Below are 17571 nucleotides of genomic sequence, written 5' to 3' on the forward strand. Positions count from 1 at the left end.
CCCCCTGCCCCCGCCCCGCCCACCTTTAGGGCGCGGGAACGGGCTCGGGCAGTTCCCAGGCTTCCAGGGTCCGGGGCTTGGGGGGGCCGGGAATGAGTTCCCGGAGCCAGCCCCGGATCTCCCCGATCCCGGCGCCCTGGAGGGCGCAGGTCTGGACCGCGCCGGGATGGCGCTTTTTCAGCTCCAGCTTCTGGGGCCGGTGGAGGCGGTCCACCTGGTTCAGCACCAGGAGCCGGGGCTGGGCGCCGATGTCCTCGGGCTCGCAGCCGATCTCGCGCAGGGTGGCCCCCACGACCTTGAGGTGATCCTCCAGGTCGGGATGGGCGGCGTCGGCCACCACCAGCAGGGCATCGGCGGTGCGCACCTCGCCCAGGGTGCTGCGGAAGGCCGCCACCAGCTGGTGGGGCAGCTTGCGGATGAACCCCACGGTGTCGGCCACCAGGCAGTGCTTGGGCTCGGCGTCGCCCTCGCCGGTCTCGGGGTCGAAGTCCTGGCCCAGCCAGGCCTTGCGGGTGGTGGTGTCCAGGGTGGCGAAGAGCAGGTCCCGGGGCTCGCCTTCCCCGGTCAGGGCTTTCAGCAGGCTGGTCTTCCCGGCGTTGGTGTAGCCCACCAGGGCCACGCGGGGCATGCCCTTGGGTCGCCCCTCCCGCTGGGTCTTCCGCACCTGTTCCAGGTGGGTCAGCTCCCGTTTGAGCTGGCTGATGCGGGTGCGGATCATGCGGCGGTCCACCTCGATCTGGGTCTCACCGGGACCGCCGCGCAGGCCCACGCCGCCGCCCTGGCGCTCCAAATGGGTCCACGCCCCCTTGAGGCGGGGCAGTTCGTACTCGCACCGGGCCAGCTCCACCTGGGCCTTGGCCTCCCGGGTCTGGGCCCGCTGTTCGAAGATGCTGAGAATGAGACCCGTGCGATCCAGGCAGATGAGGTTCGTGAGCTTCTCGATGGCGTTGACCTGGCTGCCGCTCAGCTCGTCGTCGCAGATGAGGTGGCGCACCCCCTGCCGGGCCGCCTCGTCCGCCAGGGCCTCCAGCTGCCCCGAGCCGTAGAAGGTCCTCGAGGCGATCTGGGGCCGCTTCAGCCGTCGCCGGGCCCAGACCTCGAAACCGCAGCTGCGGGCCAGTTCCGCCAGCTCCAGCAGGTGGTCCTCGATGCGGTCCTCCCGGTCCTCGGGGCCCTGGCGAGCGATGAGCAGACAGCGCGGGAGGGATTCGGTCATGTGGCAAAGCTGCCGTGCCGGGCGGCAATAATCAAGCCCCCGCCACTCTGGACGATGCAGAGAAGCGGGAGCCAAGTCTGCATGGCCATGTTCGGGCTGAAAAAATCCAAGCCGTCGGAGGGATCCGAGGTGGTCCTTGCCTACCTGGAAGAAGCCCAGCGGGTGCGGACGGCGATCACCCTGATGGACGGCAATGGCCGGAGCGTGGCGGCCACCCTGGCTTCCGTATCCGAGGAGCGGGTCGGCCTGAACCTCCAGGGCCCCCTGATGGCCGACAAGGGCGTGAACCTGAGCCTGTTCTTCGTGCTGGATGGCCTGCGCTTCAAGGCGGTGGGCCGCCTCCTGGAGATGAAGGCGGGCTCGGCGGCCCTGGAGCTTCCCGCCGCCATCAGCCTGGCCGAGCGGCGGAAGAAGCCCCGGGCCCGCCTGAACGCCCGGGAAGGCGCCACGGCCACCGTTCTCACGGGCCTCTTCGACGGCGTGGGCATCAACGGCAGCGTCGAGAACATCAGCGAGACCGGAGTGTGCGTCCGGGTGGACCGGGCCATGGAGGTCAAGACTCAGCGGAAGATGCACCTGGGGCCAAACCTGATGCCCGTGGGCCAGCCCCTCATGCTGGTCAAGCTCTCCAAGCTGCCCAAGTGCCCCACCATCGAGCTGGCCGGAACCGTGGCCTATATGGATGCCAGCAACCAGGGCCTGCTCGTGGGGATCGCCTTCGAGTCCGGGAAGGAGTCCCTCCTGGCCCCCGTGCGGGCCCTGGTGGCCAGCCGGACCACCGCCATCCCCACCAGCGTCCCCCCCAAGGCCCGCCGCCAGCCCGAAGCCGACCGGGAGGCGGAAGAGCCCATCCATCGGCCCGCCCCGAAGAAGGAGCCTGAAGCGGCCCCCGCGCCCCCTCCGGCGCCCCCCGCTGCGCCGGCCCCGGCAGCCCCCAGCGCCCCCGAGCCGCCTCCCCCCGCCGCTCCGGTCATGCCGGTCGCACCGGCCGCGCCCATCGATGAGCGCTCCCAGGCCCTCCTCCGCGTGAAGAAGCGGACGCGGGGCATCCTCCTGGCCATGCCCGAGGGGCCCGACCGGAACCAGCTGGCGGCCTTCCTCACCGAGGACGGCTACGGCCGCGTCCTCTGCGCCGCCACCCTCACGGATCTCCTGGACCACCTGGACCGCCCCGGCCTGAACCTGGTGCTGGTGGACGGCGGCGTGGCCGAAGTGCAGGGCCTGGGCCTGGCCTCCCTGCTGAAGCACCGCATGGAAGAGGACATGCCCCCCGTGATCCTGGCCGAAGCCTCGGTGGATGCGGACCTGGTGCTGGGCGCCCAGGAGACCGGGGTGGCCCAGATCCTCGTGAAGCCCTACGCCCTGGACCAGGATTTCCGCCGCATGATCGAGGAGCACCTGGGCATCGGCTAGTCTGGTCCCATGGCCTTGTTCGAACGCACCGTCGCTGAGCGCTACCTCAAGACCCACCGCAAGGGGGCCTTCGTGCGCACCATGGTGCGTTTCGCCCGCGGCGGCACGGCCCTGGGCGTCTTCGCCATGGTGGTGACCCTGGCGGTGATGAACGGCTTCCGCGAGGAGATCCAGGCCACGCTCTTCAGCGCCACGGCGCACTTCACCGTGTTCCACCTGGCGGGCGACATCCCGGATACCGAAGGCGCCCTGAAGACCATCCGCGCCATCCCCGGCGTGCAGGCCGCCTCGCCCATCCGCCTGGAGAAGGGCCTGCTGCGCCGCCCCGACAGCGAGATGCCGCCGGAGACCGTCGTGGTGAAGGCCGTGGACCCCGCCACGGCGCACGGCACCTCCAGCATCTTCGACTCCATGCAGCCCGCCCCCATCGAGCAGCTGAAGGAGGGCGAGATCGTCGTCGGCAAGGAGCTGGCCCAGCGGCTTGGCCTGAAGATCGGCGACACCGTGGCCCTGGCCTTCTTCCGCCTGGAGCTGGGACTGGGCGGCCAGCAGCCCAAGGTGGCCGCCTTCCGCGTGGCCGGCACCTTCCACAGCCACAGCTCCGAGTACGACAAGGCCTGGGCCTTCATCCACCTCGGCGATGCCATGCGCATCGCCCGCTCCGAGGGCCGCGCCGAGATGATCGAGGTCCGCGCCCAGAGCATCGACGCCATTGCGGAGGTGAAGCCCCGGGTGCTGGAGACCCTCGGCCCCGCCTACCACGCCACGGACCTGCGCGAATCGAACAAGTCCCTCTTCGCAGCCCTCACGGTGGAGAAGTGGGCCTTCGCGGCGATCCTTAGCCTCATCGTGCTGGTGGCCGCCTTCAACATCGTCGCCTCGCTCGTCCTCCTCGTGACCGAGAAGCGTCGCGACCTGGGCGTACTGCTGGCCCTGGGCGCCACGCCGAAGCAGATCCAGCGGCTCTTCGAGCTGCAGGGGCTGCGCATCGGCGTCGTCGGCACGGCCTGGGGCCTGGGCGTCAGCGTGCCGCTCTGTCTGATCCTAGACCACTTCCGCCTGCTGAAGCTCCCGGCTGCCGTCTACGACTTCATCACCTACATGCCCTTCCGCCTGAAGCTGGTAGACCTCCTGCTGGTGGCCGTCTTCCCCCTGCTGGTCTCCTGGCTGGCGGCCCGCTACCCGGCCAAAAAGGCCGCCGCCCTGGACCCCGTCGATGCGCTGAGGGCGGAATGATCGGACAGCCCCTTTCCATTCAAGGCCTGCACAAGACCTACCCCGGCAACGCGCATCCGGTCTTCGACGGCTTCGACCTTGAGGTGGAGGCCGGCAGCCTCTGCGCCATCGTGGGCGTCTCCGGCGTGGGCAAGACCACCCTGCTGAACTGCGTCGCGGGGCTGGACCACTGGGAAGCCGGCGGCATCACGGTGGGCGGAGATCCCGTGCCCGAAGGCGCGGAAGCCAGGGCCCTCTACCGCCGCCGCCGCGTGGGCCTGGCCTTCCAGCAGCCCCACCTGCTGCCCGAATTCACCGTGCGGGAGAACCTGCGCATGCCCCTGCTCATCGAGGGCGAAGTCTCCGGCGGCGGCGAAGCCTGGATCGGACAGCTCCTGGCCACCGTGGGCCTGAGGGATCTCGGCGAGCGCCTGCCCAGCCAGCTTTCCGGCGGCCAGGCCGCCCGTGCCGGCCTGGCCCGCGCCCTGGTGCGCAAGCCAGCCCTCTGGCTGCTGGACGAGCCCACCGGCAACCTCGACCCCGCCACCGCCGAGGAGGTCTTCGGCTTCCTCCTGAGCCTCCACGCGGAGCTGCGCCCCACCACCCTCCTGGTCACCCACAACCCGGGCCTCGCCGAGCGGTGCATGCGGACCGTACGGTTGGGGTAGGCTCCAGCCTGGATGGGCGGAACCAGATATTCATGCAAATAGTTGATTAATAGTTATTTGTATAAATATTTTATAAAGTACGGCGATTGCCGTTGACTATCACGGCAATCGCCGTACGATGATCACCGTAGTTCAGGAGCGCCTCCATGCCCACCCATCCCTCCGAGGGTCTTCCCATCCCCACCGATGCCGAGCTGTCGGTCCTCCGCCTGCTCTGGGCGAAGGGTCCCTCCACCGTGCGCCAGTTGCACGAGGCGTTGTCCCAGGAACGCGACCTGGGCTACACCACGGTCCTCAAGGCCGTGCAGGTGATGTTGGAAAAAGGGCTGGTCAACCGGGACGACTCCGAACGCAGCCATGTGTACCGGGCTGCGGTGGCCGAAGGACAGACCAAGGGGCAGCTGGTGTTCGACCTCATGGCGAAGGCCTTCGCCGGGTCGGCCAGCGAGCTGCTGGTCCACGCCCTGAAGGCGGGGCAGACCAACCCCGCCGAACTGGACGCCATCCAGCGTCTGCTGGATGAAGCGCGCCGGGGCCGATCATGAGCGGCCTCCTGCACGCCTCCTGGCTCCCGGTGGTGGGATGGGCGCTTCTGCACTCCCTTTGGGAAGGAACGCTCGTGGTCCTGGCAGCGGCCCTGGTGCTGCGCAGTTTGCGCGGCGCTTCACCCCGCCTGCGTTACGCCGTGGCCGTTCTCGCCCTCCTGCTGATGACGGGACTTCCCCTCCGTCACCTGGTGCCGCCTCCCTCGGGCGCCCCGCCGGTCCTTCTGCCCCAGGACCATCCAAAGCCTGAGGGGCCATCCCTCAGCCAAATCGTTCCCGAGCCGGTTCCTGCCCTGCGGACACGCATGGCCACGGGTCTCGAACGGGCGATGCCCTGGGTGGTGGCGGTTTGGGCCATGGGAGTGTCCGTCAGCCTGCTGCGGTTGGCGGGCGGCTGGGCCTGGCTCCAGCGCTTGCGTTGGCGCCACTCGGAGTTGGCACCGGATGCTCTGCAAGGCCGGCTGTTGGATCTCTGCCGCCGCGCAGGCCTGAAGCGGGCTGTCACGCTGCTCATGTGCGAGGGGCTCGTCGGCCCGAGCGTGGTCGGCGTTCTCCGGCCAGCCATCCTCGTGCCCGCGGGCTGGTTCCTGAACCTGCCCCCGGCCCATTTGGAAGCGTTGCTCGCCCACGAACTGGCCCATGTCCTGCGCCACGACTATGCCGTCAACCTTCTGCAATCCCTGCTGGAAGTCGTACTGTTCTATCACCCCGGTGTCTGGTGGCTTTCCCGCAGAATCCGCGCGGAACGGGAACTCGCCTGCGACACCTTCGCCGTGCGCCTCCTGGGAGATGCCCTTCCCCTGGCCGAGGCGCTCACCACGCTGGAACGCCGTGGCCTTGGCCACGCTCCCCTCGAACCCGCACCCGCAGCCCACGGAGGCTCGCTCATGGAACGCATTTCCCACCTGCTTCTTCCCCCTCACCGCACCTCCAGCGCGCCGGCTTTTGGCGCCATGGCGGTTCTGGCGCTGCTTCTGGTATCCGGCCTCCGGTTGGCAGCCCAGGCGCCAGAACCAACACCACCGGTTCCTCTCGCCATTCCCAAATGGCGCCTGCTTCCGTCGGGCGGGAAGGTGGGCAACGAAAACGCCGCCCTCTACATCCATTCCAGAAATGCCAAGGATCCCCAGGGGAAAGACATCCCGTACACGCAGCTCCTGGACATCAAGGCCGATCAGGTGCCCCTGAACCAGGTCTGGAAGATCTTTGAACAAGTGGCTCGTACCCGAGGGCCCTACATCGGGAGTGAAACCTGGGACAGCCGCGATGAGAGGGTCGCCGGACCGCGCGTGGATATCGATCTCACGGGAGCCAAACCTGAAGATGTCCTGGCGACCCTGAATCGCCTGGCGGAAAAGTTCGGCGTAGCCCCCTATCAGGCACCGGCTGCCACCGACCTGCAGAATTTCCAGGTGACCAAGCACACGCTGAAGGATGGCCGGATTTGCTTCGATCTCCATGCCCGGCAGGTGAGCCGGGGCTTTCTCGACCAGCTGCTGACGACGGCAAAGAGCGTGGCCGCCAGTGCCGAGGTGAAAGAAGGCGTGATGGGTTTCGATCGCGCGTCGGATACCTTCGCGGGTCCAAAAGTCGATGCGATCTTTGAAGGGCTCACGCTGCCGGAGCTTGAAGCACGCATCCGGAAGCTTCAGGCAGAAGCGCAGTAGGGCCTTGGAGGGCTGATTCGCTGAGCCAGGATGGAGGGGATGAAGAGGGCGTCTTCCCATCCCACGCATTCCCTTCATCCTGGGCGAACGAACCCAAAAAGCTGCTGATGCGCGGACGGAGCGGGGCGCGTGGATCAGGTGGTCTCAATCCAATCGATCCGCCGGAATTCCCTTGCCCCGCCGATCCTCCAACAGCTCGCTCAGGATCACGGCGGCTGCAGCGGCATCCAGCAGAAGCTTCCGTTTCTCCGGCTTGACGCCCCGCTCCCGCAGCAGGCGCTCGGCCTCGGCGCTGCTCAGGTGCTCGTTCACCAGGCGCAAGGGCAGGCCCGTGCGGGCAGACAAGGCTTCGCCGAAGGCCCGGGCTGCGGGCGCGGTGGCACTTTCGGCGCCGTCCTTGTGGCGGGGCAGGCCCACGCAAAGGGCCTGCACGCCCTCCTCCCGGCAGAGCCGGGCCAGGCGGTCGAGGGTGCGTTCCTGTTCCTGGGGCCACACCTCGAAGGGCGAGGACAATATCTCCAGCTCGTCCGAGAAGGCGAGGCCGATCTTCTTCGTGCCGTGGTCGATGGCAAGCCAGCGCATCCTGCCATCCTAGCCCGATGCCCGTCCGTTCCCTCACCTTCGCCACGGCCCTGGGCCGGCTCCGCCTGGCCTGGACGGCGGAGGGCATCTGCACCCTGCGCTTCGTGGAGGGCCTGGCTCAGGAAGAGGCGCCACAGGCTCCCGCATGGATTCTGGAGGCCGTGCGCCGCCTCATGGCCCACCTCGCCGGCCAACCCCAGGATCTCGGCGGCATCCCGCTGGACCTGGCGGAGCGGACGCCCTTCCAGCAGCGCGTGGCCGAGGTGCTGCGATCCACCCAGCCGGGCCAGACGATCAGCTACGGCGAAGTGGCCCTGCTGGTCGGCCGCCCCGGCGCGGCCCGGGCCGTGGGTCAGGCCGTGAAGACCAACCCGGTGCTGATCCTCGTGCCCTGCCATCGCGTGGTGGCCGCCGATGGTCCCGGCGGCTGGAGCGCCTTCGGCAGCCCCGGGGTCAAGGCGCGACTCCTGGCGTTGGAGGCCCCCCCAGGGCGATGAGGTCGCGGGCCTCCAGAACGGCCGCAGGCGCTCCCTCCAGAGCCACGCGGATCATGGCCCGTCCCAGCTCCTCCGTGGTGATGATGGTGCCGGGGAAGAGCCGCCTCAGCCAGGGGAAGAAGGGGCCCATCACGCCGTAGAAGACGCGGTACCAGCGGGTCCGGGAGGTGATGCCGGACAGGGGCTGGATGACCCCCGGGCGGAAGAGATGCACGGCCCTGAAGGGCAGGCCTCGCAAGGCGTTCTCGGTCTGCCCCTTCACCCGGGCCCACATGGTGCGGCCCTGGCCGGTGCCATCGGTCCCCGCGCCGGACACATAGATGAAGGTCATGGCCGGATTGAGCCGGGCCAGGGTCCCGGCCGCCGCCAGCGCCAGATCGTGGGTCACCCGGCGATAGGCCGCTTCGTCCAGGCCGGCGGAGGATACCCCCAGGCAGAAGAAGCAGGTATCCAGACCCGACAGCTCGCCTTCGAGGGCGGAGAAGTCGAAGAAGTCCTGGTGGAGCAGCTCCCGCACCTTGGGATGCGCCTGGCCTGCGGCGTGGCGCCCCACGATGAGCACCTGCGTCACCCGGGGATCGCGCAGACATTCGCGCAGGACTCCCTGGCCGATCATGCCCGTGGCGCCGAAGAGCAGGATCTTCATGGAACACCTCCCTGGGGGAGCATGGGCCGTCCATCCAGCGTGGCACGGATGGGGACCTCGGCTCCGGTCTTCCAGGGCAGTTCGGGCCACCAGCGCTCGTGGGGCGGCGCCTCAGGCACGAAGCCCTCTCCGGGCCGGGGTACCGCCACGGTGGCGCCGACCCGACCCGCCGCCGCCAGCACGCGCTCCACCGGTTCGGTCCAACCATGGGCGGCCAAGTCGAAGAGGCCCCAGTGGATGGGCAGGAGCACTCGGCCCCGCACCATCCCGTGGGCCGCCACAGCCTGCTCGGGCCCCAGGTGCCAGTCGGGCCAGGCCGGATTGTAGGCGCCCGCCTCGATCATCGCCAAGTCGAAAGGACCCAGGCGCGCCCCGATCTCCGCCAACCCCGGGAACAGGCCCGTGTCCCCTGAAAAATAGGCCCGGTGCCGGGGACCGAGGAAGGCGAAACCACCCCAGAGGGTGCGGTCCTTGTCCCGCAGACCGCGGCCCGAGGCGTGTCGCGCCGGGGTGAGGACCACCTCCAGCTCGCCCACCCGAATCGATTCCCACCAGTCCAGCTCGGTGATGCGGGTGGCCGGCACGCCCCAGCGGATCAGCCGCGCGCCCACGCCCAGCGGCACCACGAACCGCGTGTCCCAGCCCTTCATGCGACGCAGGGTGTCCTCGTCCAGATGGTCGTAGTGGTCGTGGGAGATGGCCACCACCTGGGGGATCGGCAACGCCTCCAGCGGGATGAGGGGGGCATAGAAGCGGCGAGGCCCCGCCCAGGCCACCGGTGAGGCCCGTCGACCCCACATGGGATCGGTGAGGACGCGCGTGCCGTCCACCTCCAGGTACACCGTGGAATGGCCCAGCCAGGTGGCCCTCAGGCCCCCGGGCGAATCCGTCTCCAGGTCACCCCGGGTGGGATGCACCACCGGAAGGGGTTCCCTGGGGGTCGAGTTCCCATCCCGGCCCAGGAGACTGCCGAGCGCCCCCCAGGTGTCGTTCCAGAGGGGTTGGGGATTGCGGAAGCGCCCATCGCGCCACTGGGGGGATCGTTCCATGCGAAGACTCCGGACCTGGTCGAGAGAGGAGCCGGCGGCCCACCAGCCGCCGACCGCGAGGGCCGCCAGCAGCAAAGCCCTGGAAAGGCGCGTTCTAGACGGGATAAACCACCCCCGTGCTCTGCTCAGAGCGCCGCCACATCCAGCGCTGCAGGCCTTCGTCGCGGGAGAGGGCGTTGGACTGCACCCGCACGGGTGCCCCCTTCAGCTCCCGGAAGCGCGAGGGGCCGAAGTACTCGCCGCCCTTCACGGTGGGATCCGTGGCCGCGCGCAGCAAGGGCTGGGCCCCGCCGAAGGCATCCTGGCTCAGCAGCGCCTCCAGCCCCAGGGCCCTCAGCCCGCGGATCCAGCCCGCGTGACGCTGGAGCTCGGTCCGGGCCCAGCCTGGATGGGCCGCCATGGAACGCGTGCCCGATCCTGCCGCCGCCAGCCGACGCTGCAGTTCATAGGTGAAGAGCAGGTTGGCCAGTTTCGACTGGCCATAGGCGGCCCAAGCCCGGTAGCCACCTTCAAAATGCATGTCGTCGGCGTAGATGCGCCCCGCGCGATGGGCGCCGCTGCTCATGGTCACCACGCGGGAGCCCGGGGTGGCCATCAGGCGCCCCATCAAGAGGCCGGTCAGTGCGAAAGGGCCGAAATGGTTGGTGCCGATCTGGGTCTCGAACCCGTCCTCGGTCTTCCCGTAGGGCGGGACCATGACGCCGGCATTGTTGAGGAGCAGATCCAGGCGGTCGAAGCGGGCCAGGATCTCGGTGGCCGCCTTCCGCACGGAGGCCAGGGAGGCCAGGTCCAGGGCCTGGATCTCCACCCGGGCCCCCGGATGGAGCGCCACGATGTGGCGCGCTGCGGCCTCGGCCTTGGGCAGGTTCCGGCAGGCCAGGATCACCGTGGCCCGGCAGGCCGCCAGCATCCGGGCGGTCTCGTAGCCGGTGCCGGAGGTGGCCCCAGTGACCACCGCCACCCGGCCGGTCTGATCAGGGACCTGCGACCAATTCCAGTCTTCTCGTGTCATTTCACTCCCCAAGCCTTGTCTGACATCATGACGAATAATGTCAATGAGCCATATTTGACATTCGGACAAATTTTGTCAATCCTCTTTTCATGGGAAACGAGAAGAAGACCCGGATCCTGGAAGCCGCTCAGTCCGTCTTCCTCCGCTTCGGATTCCGGCGGACCACCATGGGCGACATCGCCTCGGCCGCGGGCGTGTCCCGACCTGCCCTCTACCTGCTCTTCTGCAACAAGGAAGAGCTCTTCGAGGCCGTGCTCCAGGCCCATGTCGCCCGGACCCTGGAAGAGATCCGCCAGGGCCTCGCCGCGCACCCGACCCCCGAGGAAAAGCTCCGCTTCGCCTTCGAACTCTGGGCCGTGCGGCCCTTCGGCCTGCTCGCCGCGTCGCGGGAAGTTGGAGAGCCCATCCATGCCGGCCTGGCCTTCGCCAAGGAGGCCATCGACCAGGCCATTGCGGCCTTCGAGGCCGATCTCGTGACCATCCTCGCGCCCCTCAGCGCGACGGCCCCCGCCCGGGCCCTCCCGCCCGAGCAGATCGCCCGCGTCCTCACGCGCGCCGTCCACGGATTCAAGGAATCCGCCACGAGCCCCGAGGAACTCCGCACCATGATCGACGGATTGCTGGAGATGGTGCTGGCCTCCCTCCGGCCCGTTCCGAACGCCGGCGCCTGAAGCCAGTCGTCCATACTGGATCCGATGACGCGCCCCCTGCCTGATGACTTGCTGAAGGTCCCGCACCGCCGGGATGTGCCGTTCGCGCGTCTCACCACGCTGGGAGTGGGTGGCCTCTGCCGCTGGCTCTTCGAGCCGACCACGGAAGCCGAGGCCCAGACCTTCGTCCGCGCCTGCGTCCGGGAGAGCCTGCCCTGGCGCGTGCTCGGCGGGGGCTCGAACCTCGTGGTGCTGGGCGACCTCGATCTGCCCGTGCTGCGGCTGGCCCTCCCCAAGGAGGTCCGCCGCGAGGGCACGCGCCTCACAGCCCCCGCCAGCCACGGCCACATCGCCCTGGCCGAAGCCGCCGCGACGGCGGGCCTCTCGGGGCTGGAGTTCGCCAGTGGCATCCCCGGTTCCCTGGGCGGTGCCATCCGCATGAATGCCGGAGCCTACGGCCGCGAATGGGTGGGGGTGCTGTCGTCCTATCGCTTCCTCACGCCCGAAGGCGACCTGGTGGAGAAGGCCCCCGACCCGGGCGAGTTCAGCTACCGCTGGAGCTTTCTCACCGGCGGGCGCGTGGTGCTGTCGGCCACGGCCGCGCTCGTGGAAGGCGACCCGGCCGCGATCCGCGCCCAGGTGGCGGAGTACCGCGGGAAGCGCGGCACGAGCCAGCCCCTCTCGAAGCGCAACGCCGGCTGCATCTTCAAGAACCCGCCGGGCCTGAGCGCCGGCCGCCTCATCGACCAGGCGGGCCTCAAGGGGCTGCGCATCGGGGATGCCGAGGTGAGCCCCGAGCACGCCAACTTCCTGGTGAACCACGGCCACGCCACCGCCGCCGAGTTCGCGGACCTGATGGAGCAGGTCCGGACGAAGGTGCGGGAGGTCCACGGCGTGGACCTGGAACCCGAAGTGGAGATCTGGCGAGGCTGAGCCCGGAAATCAATCCTGGAGATCAGCCCCGGGGCCACCCCCCAACCCGCGCCGATGACCTGCGGCGCAGACTGGAGGGTCCCTTCAGGCATGGCCCCTCTACTTGGATCCGGAACGCCGGAGCTCGCTGTCGCGGATCATCTGGGCCAGGTCCGCCGCCGGCCGGATCTCCCAGGGCCCCATCTTCACGCCTGGGTGGTTCGAGATCAGATGGATGGCGTGGTTGAGATCCCGAGCCTCCAGCATCAGGAGGCCGCCCAGCAGCTCCTTGGTCTCGGCGTAGGGGCCGTCCGTCACGGACACCTTGCCCTTCTCGTAACGCACCATGGTGGCGGTATCCGGGCCCTGCAGCCCCTCCCCGCCGGCCCAGTGGCCGTCCTTTTTCAGGCCCTCATCGTAGGCGAAGCACGCGTCGATCATGGCGTTCTGCTCGCCTGGGGAGAGGGTCGCCCACTGCTGGACATCGAGGTACCCGAAACAGATGTATTTCATGGTGGCTCCTATGGGGTCGTCCTGACCGCCTTCACTCCCTGGTCGTTCGGGGAGGCCTCATTTCGACAGGGGATCGGAAAAGGATGTTTGAAGCTCGGCCACTCGCCGCTCGAGGAACCGCCGCTCGGGCCCCTGCTGGACCAGCCCGAGGGCCTGGCGGTAGGAGACGAGCGCCTCTTCCGTCCTCCCCAGGCGGCGGCAGAGATCCGCACGAGCGGAGTGCACCAGGTGGTAACCCTCCAATTCGCGGCGCGCCAGGAGGGCGTCGACGAGGTCCAACCCCGCCTGGGGACCGTCCCGCATGGCCACCGCCACCGCCCGGTTGAGCTCCACCACGGGGGAAGGCGCCACCCGGGCCAAGAGGGTGTACAGCCCGATGATCTGGGCCCAGTCCGTGGCCGAGGCTTCGGCGGCCTCGGCGTGGACGGCGGCAATGGCGGCCTGGAGGGTGTAGGCGCCCACCCGAGGGGACGCCAAGGCCTGTTCCACCAGGGTCTTCCCTTCGACGATCAAGGCTCGATCCCACCGGGAACGATCCTGGTCCTCCAGCAGCACCAGGTCCCCCCCCGGCGAGACCCGCGCGACCCTGCGGGACTCCTGCAGCAGCATGAGGGCGAGGAGGCCCATCACCTCTGCATCTGGCCGTAGTTCAAGGAGCAGCCGCCCCAGGCGGATCGCCTCGCCCGAGAGGTCCGGGCGCGTCAGGGCCTCCCCCGAGGACGCGGAGTAGCCTTCGTTGAACACCAGGTAGACGACCCTGAGCACCGCATCCAGCCGGCCCGGCCATTCGGCCCGTCCGGGGATTTCATAGGGAATGCCCGCGTCGCGGATTCTCGCCTTGGCCCGGACGATCCGCTGGGCCAGCGTGGATGGGGCGACGAGGAAGGCCCGCGCGATGGCCTCCGTCGTCAGGCCGCACACTTCGCGGAGGGTCAGCGCCGTGCAGGCTTCCGGCGGCAGGGCCGGGTGGCAGCAGGTGAAGATGAGCCTCAGGCGGTCATCTTCGACGCCTTCCTCCTCCAACCCTTCCGACGGGCCCTCGTCGGGCGGCTCCGCCAGGGTGTCAAGCGGGGTGCTGAAGCGTGCGGTCCGCCGCAGACGGTCGATCGCCTTGAAGCGTCCCGTGGACACCAGCCAGGCGCGGGGGCGATCGGGCACGCCGTCCCGGGGCCACGCTTCCAGCGCGGCCGCGAAGGCATCGTGCATGCCGTCTTCGGCCAGGTCGAAATCCCCGAGCAGTCGGATCAGGGAGGCCAGGATGCGGCGCGACTCCGAACGAAAGATGGAGTCGAGGAGATCCGGAATGCCTCCGGGGGCGATCGAGGCCATGGGGCTCCCTTCTGCTCCGTAGAGGATAAAGGAGGCTTCCAGGCCCACCGGATCGCCGCCTTCAGGCGGTAAACTGACCCCCATGTCCATGCTCCCCCGCACCCGCCCCAAGCGGCCCTGGCTCCCCTGGGCCCGGGCCGGGATCACCGTGGTGGTGCTGGGGGCGGCGGGCTGGGGTCTGCTGGAGCTGGCGACGCGGTATCTGGGGCTCCAGAAGCTCGTCATCGAGCAGGTGAGCGTGAGCGGCTGCCGGGGCGAACGCCAGGGGGAGATCCAGAAGCTCGCCGAGCAGCTGGTGCTGGGCAAGCCCCTCTTCTGGGTGGATGCCGAGGAGCTGCGCTCCCGCATCGAGGCCAAGCGCTGGGTGCGCGGCCTGCAGATCCGCAAGGACCCCCCGGACCGCCTGAGCCTCGTGGTGGAGGAACGCCGGCCCGTCCTCTGGCTGGTGCGGAGCAACGGGGTGTTCCTCGTGTCAGACGACGGGATCCTGCTCGATCGGGTAAATCAGGCCAACTTAAGCCCCATTCCCGTGGTGGTGGATGCCGCCAGCCAGACGGACCAGGGGCTGGCCCGTCTCGTCAGTGCTGCCAGGGCTTTGCGGGAGAAGCAGCAGGGCTTTTACGAACGGGTCATCGAGCTTCGCTGGAGCCCAAGGGGGCCTGTGGCCTACATCGAGGGCCTTCCGGCACCGATCTATCTATCCCGCCAGGATGTGACGAAAAATGTTCCCAATTTCCAGGGACTGTTCGTGGATCGTCTCTCCCGGCGCCCGGATCTGGCCCGCCTCCGGTACATCGATCTGCGCTGGGACGACGAGGTGGCCGTGGGCGAGCCTGAAGAGGCCCCCGCCCCGGCCAAGACCCCGCGCTGACCTGCGGCGGAAGAAAGCGGCGTTTTTTCCGCGCGCAAAGACTCGAACCGGACGCGGAACTGGTGTACACCTAGAGCAAGGAAAAGGATCTTCATGCCTCAGCGTGCCGTTCTTCTCGGGCTCGACCTCGGTGCAAGCAAAGTGGTGGCGGTGGTCGCCGTCCAGGAGGAAGACGGGACCCTCAATGTGACCGGGACCGGCCAGGCCTCGCCCCAGGGCGGCTTCACCCAGGGCCAGATCACCGACATGGATCTCTGCACCCGCGCCATCGTGCGGGCCGTGGAGGAGGCCATGAGCACCGCCGGCCAGACCAAGGTCGACGGCATCCGCGTGGCCGTGGACGGCATCCAGTTCAAGGGCGAGAATCTCCGCGATTCCATCACCATCTCCAGCGGCGACAAGATCATCACCGCCGGGGACCGCGACCGCGTGCTGGAACAGGCCACCAACGGCTGCAAGCTCGCCAAGGAGGAGCTGGTCCTCCACCGCATCCCGCAGATGTTCCACATCAAGGGCCAGCGCGACATCCGCAACCCGGTGAACATGTTCGGCGAATCGCTGGAGGCCGAAGTCCGCATCATCGTGGCCCCGAGCCCCGTGATCATGAACATCCAGCTGGCGCTCAAGAACGCCGGCCTCCACGGCGCCGAGCTGATGTATTCGCCCCTGGCCAGCGCCGACGCCATCCTGAGCCGCGAGGACCGCGAGAACGGCGCGGTGGTCGTCGACATCGGCGAGCACCTCACCCACCTGGGCATCTTCCTGCACGGCACCCTGTTCCACTCGGCCGTGATCCCCATCGGCGGCATGCACTTCACCCGCGACCTGGAGATCACCAAGCATCTGGGCGGGATCGCAGCCTCCGAGCGCATCAAGATCCGCTTCGGCACCGTGCTGCCGAACCAGGTGCCCCCGGAGGAATCCGTCGAACTCGAGGAGGAGGGCCGCCTGGTCTCCCGCCGCGAGATCGCCGAGGTCCTCCAGGCCCGCGCCGCGGAGCTGCTCAACCTGGTGCTGGCCGAGATGGGCCGCACGGGGCTGATGCACGAGATCCACGGCGGCGTGCACCTGGTGGGCGGCGGCGCGCTGCTGACGCACCTGGCGATCCTGGCCCAGACCCTCCTGGGTCGTCCCCGCGTCGTGCTGGGCCGCATCCTGGGCGTCACCGGCCTGCCCCAGGCCACCGGCAACCCCTATTTCGTGAACGCCCTGGGCGCCGTGAAGGCCCTGGCCCGGGACATGAGCGAAACCCGCGGCAAACAGGACCGGGGCGATGGTTTCCTCGGCCGATTCAAGAAGATGTTTTGAACCCCGTTTTTGCGATGTCCCATTCGGGAGCCCCGATGTCTGAGACCCCCTTCCTGCCCTGCCCCCACAGCCTGCCCGGCGCCAACATCAAGGTGATCGGCGTGGGCGGCGCGGGCTGCAACGCCATCAACCGCATGATCGACAGCGGCGTCACCGGCGTGCAGTTCATCGCCATGAACACCGACCAGCAGAGCCTGGCCCAGAGCAAGGCGCACCTGAAGCTGCCCCTGGGGCCCCAGAGCAGCCGCGGCCTGGGCGCCGGCGGCAGCGCCGAGCGCGGCGGCGTGGCGGCCGAGGAGAGCCGGGAGGAAGTGCTGGCGGCCCTCCAGGGCGCCGACATGATCTTCATCACGGCCGGCATGGGCGGCGGCACGGGCACCGGAGCGGCTCCCGTACTGGCCAGCTACGCCCGCGAACTGGGCGCCCTCACCGTGGCCGTGGTGCTCACGCCCTTCGCCTGGGAAGGCCGCAAGAAGGGTGACCTGGCCCTCTCCGGCCTGGCCAACCTGCGCGATACGGCCGATACCGTCATCGTGGTCAGCAACGAGCGGCTGAAGAGCGTCTGCGACGCGCGCGTCACCATGAAAGAGGCCTTCCGCGTGGCCGACGGCGTGCTCATCCAGGGCGTGCGCGGCATCGCGGATCTCATCCTCAAGCCCGGCATCATCAACGGCGATTTCGCGGATGTGGAAGCAGTCCTCCGCAACGGCGGCGAGGCCCTCATCGGCACCGGCGCGGGCCGCGGCGAAGAGGCAGTCATGGACGCCCTGCGCAAGGCCCTGGCCTGCCCCCTGCTGGAGCGCGCCCAGAGCGGCGCCGCCGCCAATGTGATGGTGTCCATCACCGCGGACTGGGAAGTGATGGAGGCCTCGGCCATCGAGACCGCCATGCACTACCTGCAGGACCACTACAGCGGCCGGCCCGACATCAAGGCCTGCACCGTGGAAGGCGAGGGCATGGAGGATCGCGTGCTGGTCACCGTGCTGGCCAGCGGGTTCGATCAGGAGGAACAGCTCCTGGAGGAACGCCGCAACAGCCTGCACCTGAGCGGTACTACCGAGGGCATGCCCAGCGCGGCCTACGCCCCCATCGCCTCCGTGGCGGCCATCAGCCAGCCCCTGCCCACGACCGTGGTCAGCGGCCGCGTCTACGGCGAGGTGCCCGCCGGTGAGCAGCAGGGCCCCACGCCCACCCGCCTCCTGCCCCAGGCCCCCACCCCCAGCGGCGAACTGCCCGGCGGCAACGACGACCTCCATGTCCCCGCCATCATCCGGCTGGGCCAGGGGCGGCTGCCCATCGAGTAAGAGGTCGTAACAAAACCCTACGACACCGCGCGAGGGGCGCCGGGCGAGCGAGGCCAGGAAGGCGAGGTGAGCGTAGCGGGTACTACGCGATCCGAGCCTGACGCAGCATCGCGACGCCCGCCGCCCCTCGCCCGGAGGGATGGAGCCAGGCGGGCGCTCCGCGGCGTCACCGCC

18 protein-coding genes are annotated in these 17571 nt (G+C 69.1%); 11 read left to right on the plus strand and 7 right to left on the minus strand.

Annotated elements, in window-relative coordinates; genetic code table 11:
- Window positions 1-25 precede the first annotated feature (25 nt).
- On the minus strand, window positions 26-1216 hold the full coding sequence (gene hflX, locus QUD34_RS12850) for a GTPase HflX (RefSeq protein WP_286354109.1): 1191 nt from the start codon (window positions 1214-1216) through the stop codon (window positions 26-28).
- A 129-nt stretch (window positions 1217-1345) separates the two neighbouring features.
- Between hflX and QUD34_RS12855 the strand changes: the two genes are divergently transcribed.
- The 5 genes from QUD34_RS12855 to QUD34_RS12875 all read left to right on the plus strand — a co-directional run bounded on the left by QUD34_RS12855 (window position 1346) and on the right by QUD34_RS12875 (window position 6724).
- Window positions 1346-2629 (plus strand): PilZ domain-containing protein, encoded by a 1284-nt coding sequence (locus tag QUD34_RS12855; RefSeq protein ID WP_286354110.1) that lies wholly within the window; start codon window positions 1346-1348, stop codon window positions 2627-2629.
- 9 nt (window positions 2630-2638) lie between these two features.
- Window positions 2639-3865, plus strand: coding sequence for an FtsX-like permease family protein (locus QUD34_RS12860; protein WP_286354111.1), 1227 nt, complete (start codon window positions 2639-2641; stop codon window positions 3863-3865).
- Window positions 3862-4512 (plus strand): ABC transporter ATP-binding protein, encoded by a 651-nt coding sequence (locus QUD34_RS12865; protein WP_286354112.1) that lies wholly within the window; start codon window positions 3862-3864, stop codon window positions 4510-4512. Before QUD34_RS12860 ends, QUD34_RS12865 begins: the two co-directional genes overlap by 4 nt.
- Before the next feature lie 146 nt (window positions 4513-4658).
- A complete protein-coding gene (locus QUD34_RS12870; RefSeq protein WP_286354113.1) occupies window positions 4659-5057 on the plus strand; it encodes a BlaI/MecI/CopY family transcriptional regulator in 399 nt (132 codons plus the stop codon).
- Window positions 5054-6724 carry a M56 family metallopeptidase gene (locus tag QUD34_RS12875; protein ID WP_286354114.1) on the plus strand — a complete coding sequence of 557 codons (1671 nt, stop codon included), beginning with the start codon at window positions 5054-5056 and terminating at the stop codon, window positions 6722-6724. The genes QUD34_RS12870 and QUD34_RS12875 overlap by 4 nt, the downstream gene beginning before the upstream one ends.
- Window positions 6725-6868: 144 nt before the next feature.
- On the opposite strand, the gene ruvX is transcribed toward QUD34_RS12875, so the two are convergent.
- Window positions 6869-7306 (minus strand): Holliday junction resolvase RuvX, encoded by a 438-nt coding sequence (gene ruvX, locus QUD34_RS12880; protein ID WP_286354115.1) that lies wholly within the window; start codon window positions 7304-7306, stop codon window positions 6869-6871.
- 17 nt (window positions 7307-7323) lie between these two features.
- On the opposite strand from ruvX, the gene QUD34_RS12885 reads away from it, so the two are divergent.
- Complete coding sequence (locus tag QUD34_RS12885; protein WP_286354116.1) at window positions 7324-7803, plus strand: methylated-DNA--[protein]-cysteine S-methyltransferase; 480 nt, start codon at window positions 7324-7326, stop codon at window positions 7801-7803.
- Here the strand turns inward: QUD34_RS12885 and QUD34_RS12890 are convergent.
- The 3 genes from QUD34_RS12890 to QUD34_RS12900 all read right to left on the minus strand — a co-directional run bounded on the left by QUD34_RS12890 (window position 7760) and on the right by QUD34_RS12900 (window position 10510).
- Window positions 7760-8449, minus strand: a complete 690-nt coding sequence (locus tag QUD34_RS12890) for a Rossmann-fold NAD(P)-binding domain-containing protein (protein ID WP_286354117.1) — start codon at window positions 8447-8449, stop codon at window positions 7760-7762. The two genes, QUD34_RS12885 and QUD34_RS12890, sit on opposite strands and share 44 nt — an antisense overlap.
- On the minus strand, window positions 8446-9498 hold the full coding sequence (locus tag QUD34_RS12895; protein ID WP_286354118.1) for an MBL fold metallo-hydrolase: 1053 nt from the start codon (window positions 9496-9498) through the stop codon (window positions 8446-8448). Before QUD34_RS12895 ends, QUD34_RS12890 begins: the two co-directional genes overlap by 4 nt.
- Window positions 9499-9592: 94 nt before the next feature.
- Entirely contained in the window at window positions 9593-10510 is a 918-nt protein-coding gene (locus QUD34_RS12900) for an oxidoreductase (protein ID WP_286354119.1), read from the minus strand.
- An 89-nt stretch (window positions 10511-10599) separates the two neighbouring features.
- Between QUD34_RS12900 and QUD34_RS12905 the strand changes: the two genes are divergently transcribed.
- Window positions 10600-11181 (plus strand): TetR/AcrR family transcriptional regulator, encoded by a 582-nt coding sequence (locus QUD34_RS12905; RefSeq protein ID WP_286354120.1) that lies wholly within the window; start codon window positions 10600-10602, stop codon window positions 11179-11181.
- Window positions 11182-11205: 24 nt separating this feature from the next.
- Complete coding sequence (murB, locus tag QUD34_RS12910; RefSeq protein WP_286354121.1) at window positions 11206-12093, plus strand: UDP-N-acetylmuramate dehydrogenase; 888 nt, start codon at window positions 11206-11208, stop codon at window positions 12091-12093.
- Window positions 12094-12192: 99 nt separating this feature from the next.
- On the opposite strand, the gene QUD34_RS12915 is transcribed toward murB, so the two are convergent.
- Together QUD34_RS12915 and QUD34_RS12920 are read right to left on the minus strand one after the other, a co-directional pair.
- Window positions 12193-12585, minus strand: coding sequence for a YciI family protein (locus QUD34_RS12915; RefSeq protein WP_286354122.1), 393 nt, complete (start codon window positions 12583-12585; stop codon window positions 12193-12195).
- Between the two features lie 57 nt (window positions 12586-12642).
- On the minus strand, window positions 12643-13914 hold the full coding sequence (locus QUD34_RS12920) for an RNA polymerase sigma factor (protein ID WP_286354123.1): 1272 nt from the start codon (window positions 13912-13914) through the stop codon (window positions 12643-12645).
- 82 nt (window positions 13915-13996) lie between these two features.
- Between QUD34_RS12920 and QUD34_RS12925 the strand changes: the two genes are divergently transcribed.
- The 3 genes from QUD34_RS12925 to ftsZ all read left to right on the plus strand — a co-directional run bounded on the left by QUD34_RS12925 (window position 13997) and on the right by ftsZ (window position 17397).
- Window positions 13997-14785: a cell division protein FtsQ/DivIB gene (locus QUD34_RS12925; protein ID WP_286354124.1), complete on the plus strand. Its 789-nt coding sequence runs from the start codon at window positions 13997-13999 to the stop codon at window positions 14783-14785.
- Window positions 14786-14878: 93 nt separating this feature from the next.
- Window positions 14879-16093, plus strand: coding sequence for a cell division protein FtsA (ftsA, locus tag QUD34_RS12930; RefSeq protein ID WP_286354125.1), 1215 nt, complete (start codon window positions 14879-14881; stop codon window positions 16091-16093).
- 35 nt (window positions 16094-16128) lie between these two features.
- Window positions 16129-17397: a cell division protein FtsZ gene (gene ftsZ, locus QUD34_RS12935; protein ID WP_286354126.1), complete on the plus strand. Its 1269-nt coding sequence runs from the start codon at window positions 16129-16131 to the stop codon at window positions 17395-17397.
- Window positions 17398-17571 lie beyond the last annotated feature (174 nt).

Source organism: Geothrix oryzae (assembly GCF_030295385.1).
Taxonomy (GTDB): Bacteria; Acidobacteriota; Holophagae; order Holophagales; family Holophagaceae; genus Geothrix; species Geothrix oryzae.

What these genes read in the sequence shown, in the direction of transcription:
- hflX (WP_286354109.1), bottom strand. Translation starts at nt 1,216, where the DNA reads ATGACCGAATCCCTCCCGCGCTGTCTGCTCATCGCTCGCCAGGGCCCC.
- QUD34_RS12860 (WP_286354111.1), top strand. Translation starts at nt 2,639, where the DNA reads ATGGCCTTGTTCGAACGCACCGTCGCTGAGCGCTACCTCAAGACCCAC.
- QUD34_RS12865 (WP_286354112.1), top strand. Translation starts at nt 3,862, where the DNA reads ATGATCGGACAGCCCCTTTCCATTCAAGGCCTGCACAAGACCTACCCC.
- QUD34_RS12870 (WP_286354113.1), top strand. Translation starts at nt 4,659, where the DNA reads ATGCCCACCCATCCCTCCGAGGGTCTTCCCATCCCCACCGATGCCGAG.
- QUD34_RS12875 (WP_286354114.1), top strand. Translation starts at nt 5,054, where the DNA reads ATGAGCGGCCTCCTGCACGCCTCCTGGCTCCCGGTGGTGGGATGGGCG.
- ruvX (WP_286354115.1), bottom strand. Translation starts at nt 7,306, where the DNA reads ATGCGCTGGCTTGCCATCGACCACGGCACGAAGAAGATCGGCCTCGCC.
- QUD34_RS12885 (WP_286354116.1), top strand. Translation starts at nt 7,324, where the DNA reads ATGCCCGTCCGTTCCCTCACCTTCGCCACGGCCCTGGGCCGGCTCCGC.
- QUD34_RS12890 (WP_286354117.1), bottom strand. Translation starts at nt 8,449, where the DNA reads ATGAAGATCCTGCTCTTCGGCGCCACGGGCATGATCGGCCAGGGAGTC.
- QUD34_RS12895 (WP_286354118.1), bottom strand. Translation starts at nt 9,498, where the DNA reads ATGGAACGATCCCCCCAGTGGCGCGATGGGCGCTTCCGCAATCCCCAA.
- QUD34_RS12900 (WP_286354119.1), bottom strand. Translation starts at nt 10,510, where the DNA reads ATGACACGAGAAGACTGGAATTGGTCGCAGGTCCCTGATCAGACCGGC.
- QUD34_RS12905 (WP_286354120.1), top strand. Translation starts at nt 10,600, where the DNA reads ATGGGAAACGAGAAGAAGACCCGGATCCTGGAAGCCGCTCAGTCCGTC.
- murB (WP_286354121.1), top strand. Translation starts at nt 11,206, where the DNA reads ATGACGCGCCCCCTGCCTGATGACTTGCTGAAGGTCCCGCACCGCCGG.
- QUD34_RS12915 (WP_286354122.1), bottom strand. Translation starts at nt 12,585, where the DNA reads ATGAAATACATCTGTTTCGGGTACCTCGATGTCCAGCAGTGGGCGACC.
- QUD34_RS12920 (WP_286354123.1), bottom strand. Translation starts at nt 13,914, where the DNA reads ATGGCCTCGATCGCCCCCGGAGGCATTCCGGATCTCCTCGACTCCATC.
- QUD34_RS12925 (WP_286354124.1), top strand. Translation starts at nt 13,997, where the DNA reads ATGTCCATGCTCCCCCGCACCCGCCCCAAGCGGCCCTGGCTCCCCTGG.
- ftsA (WP_286354125.1), top strand. Translation starts at nt 14,879, where the DNA reads ATGCCTCAGCGTGCCGTTCTTCTCGGGCTCGACCTCGGTGCAAGCAAA.
- ftsZ (WP_286354126.1), top strand. Translation starts at nt 16,129, where the DNA reads ATGTCTGAGACCCCCTTCCTGCCCTGCCCCCACAGCCTGCCCGGCGCC.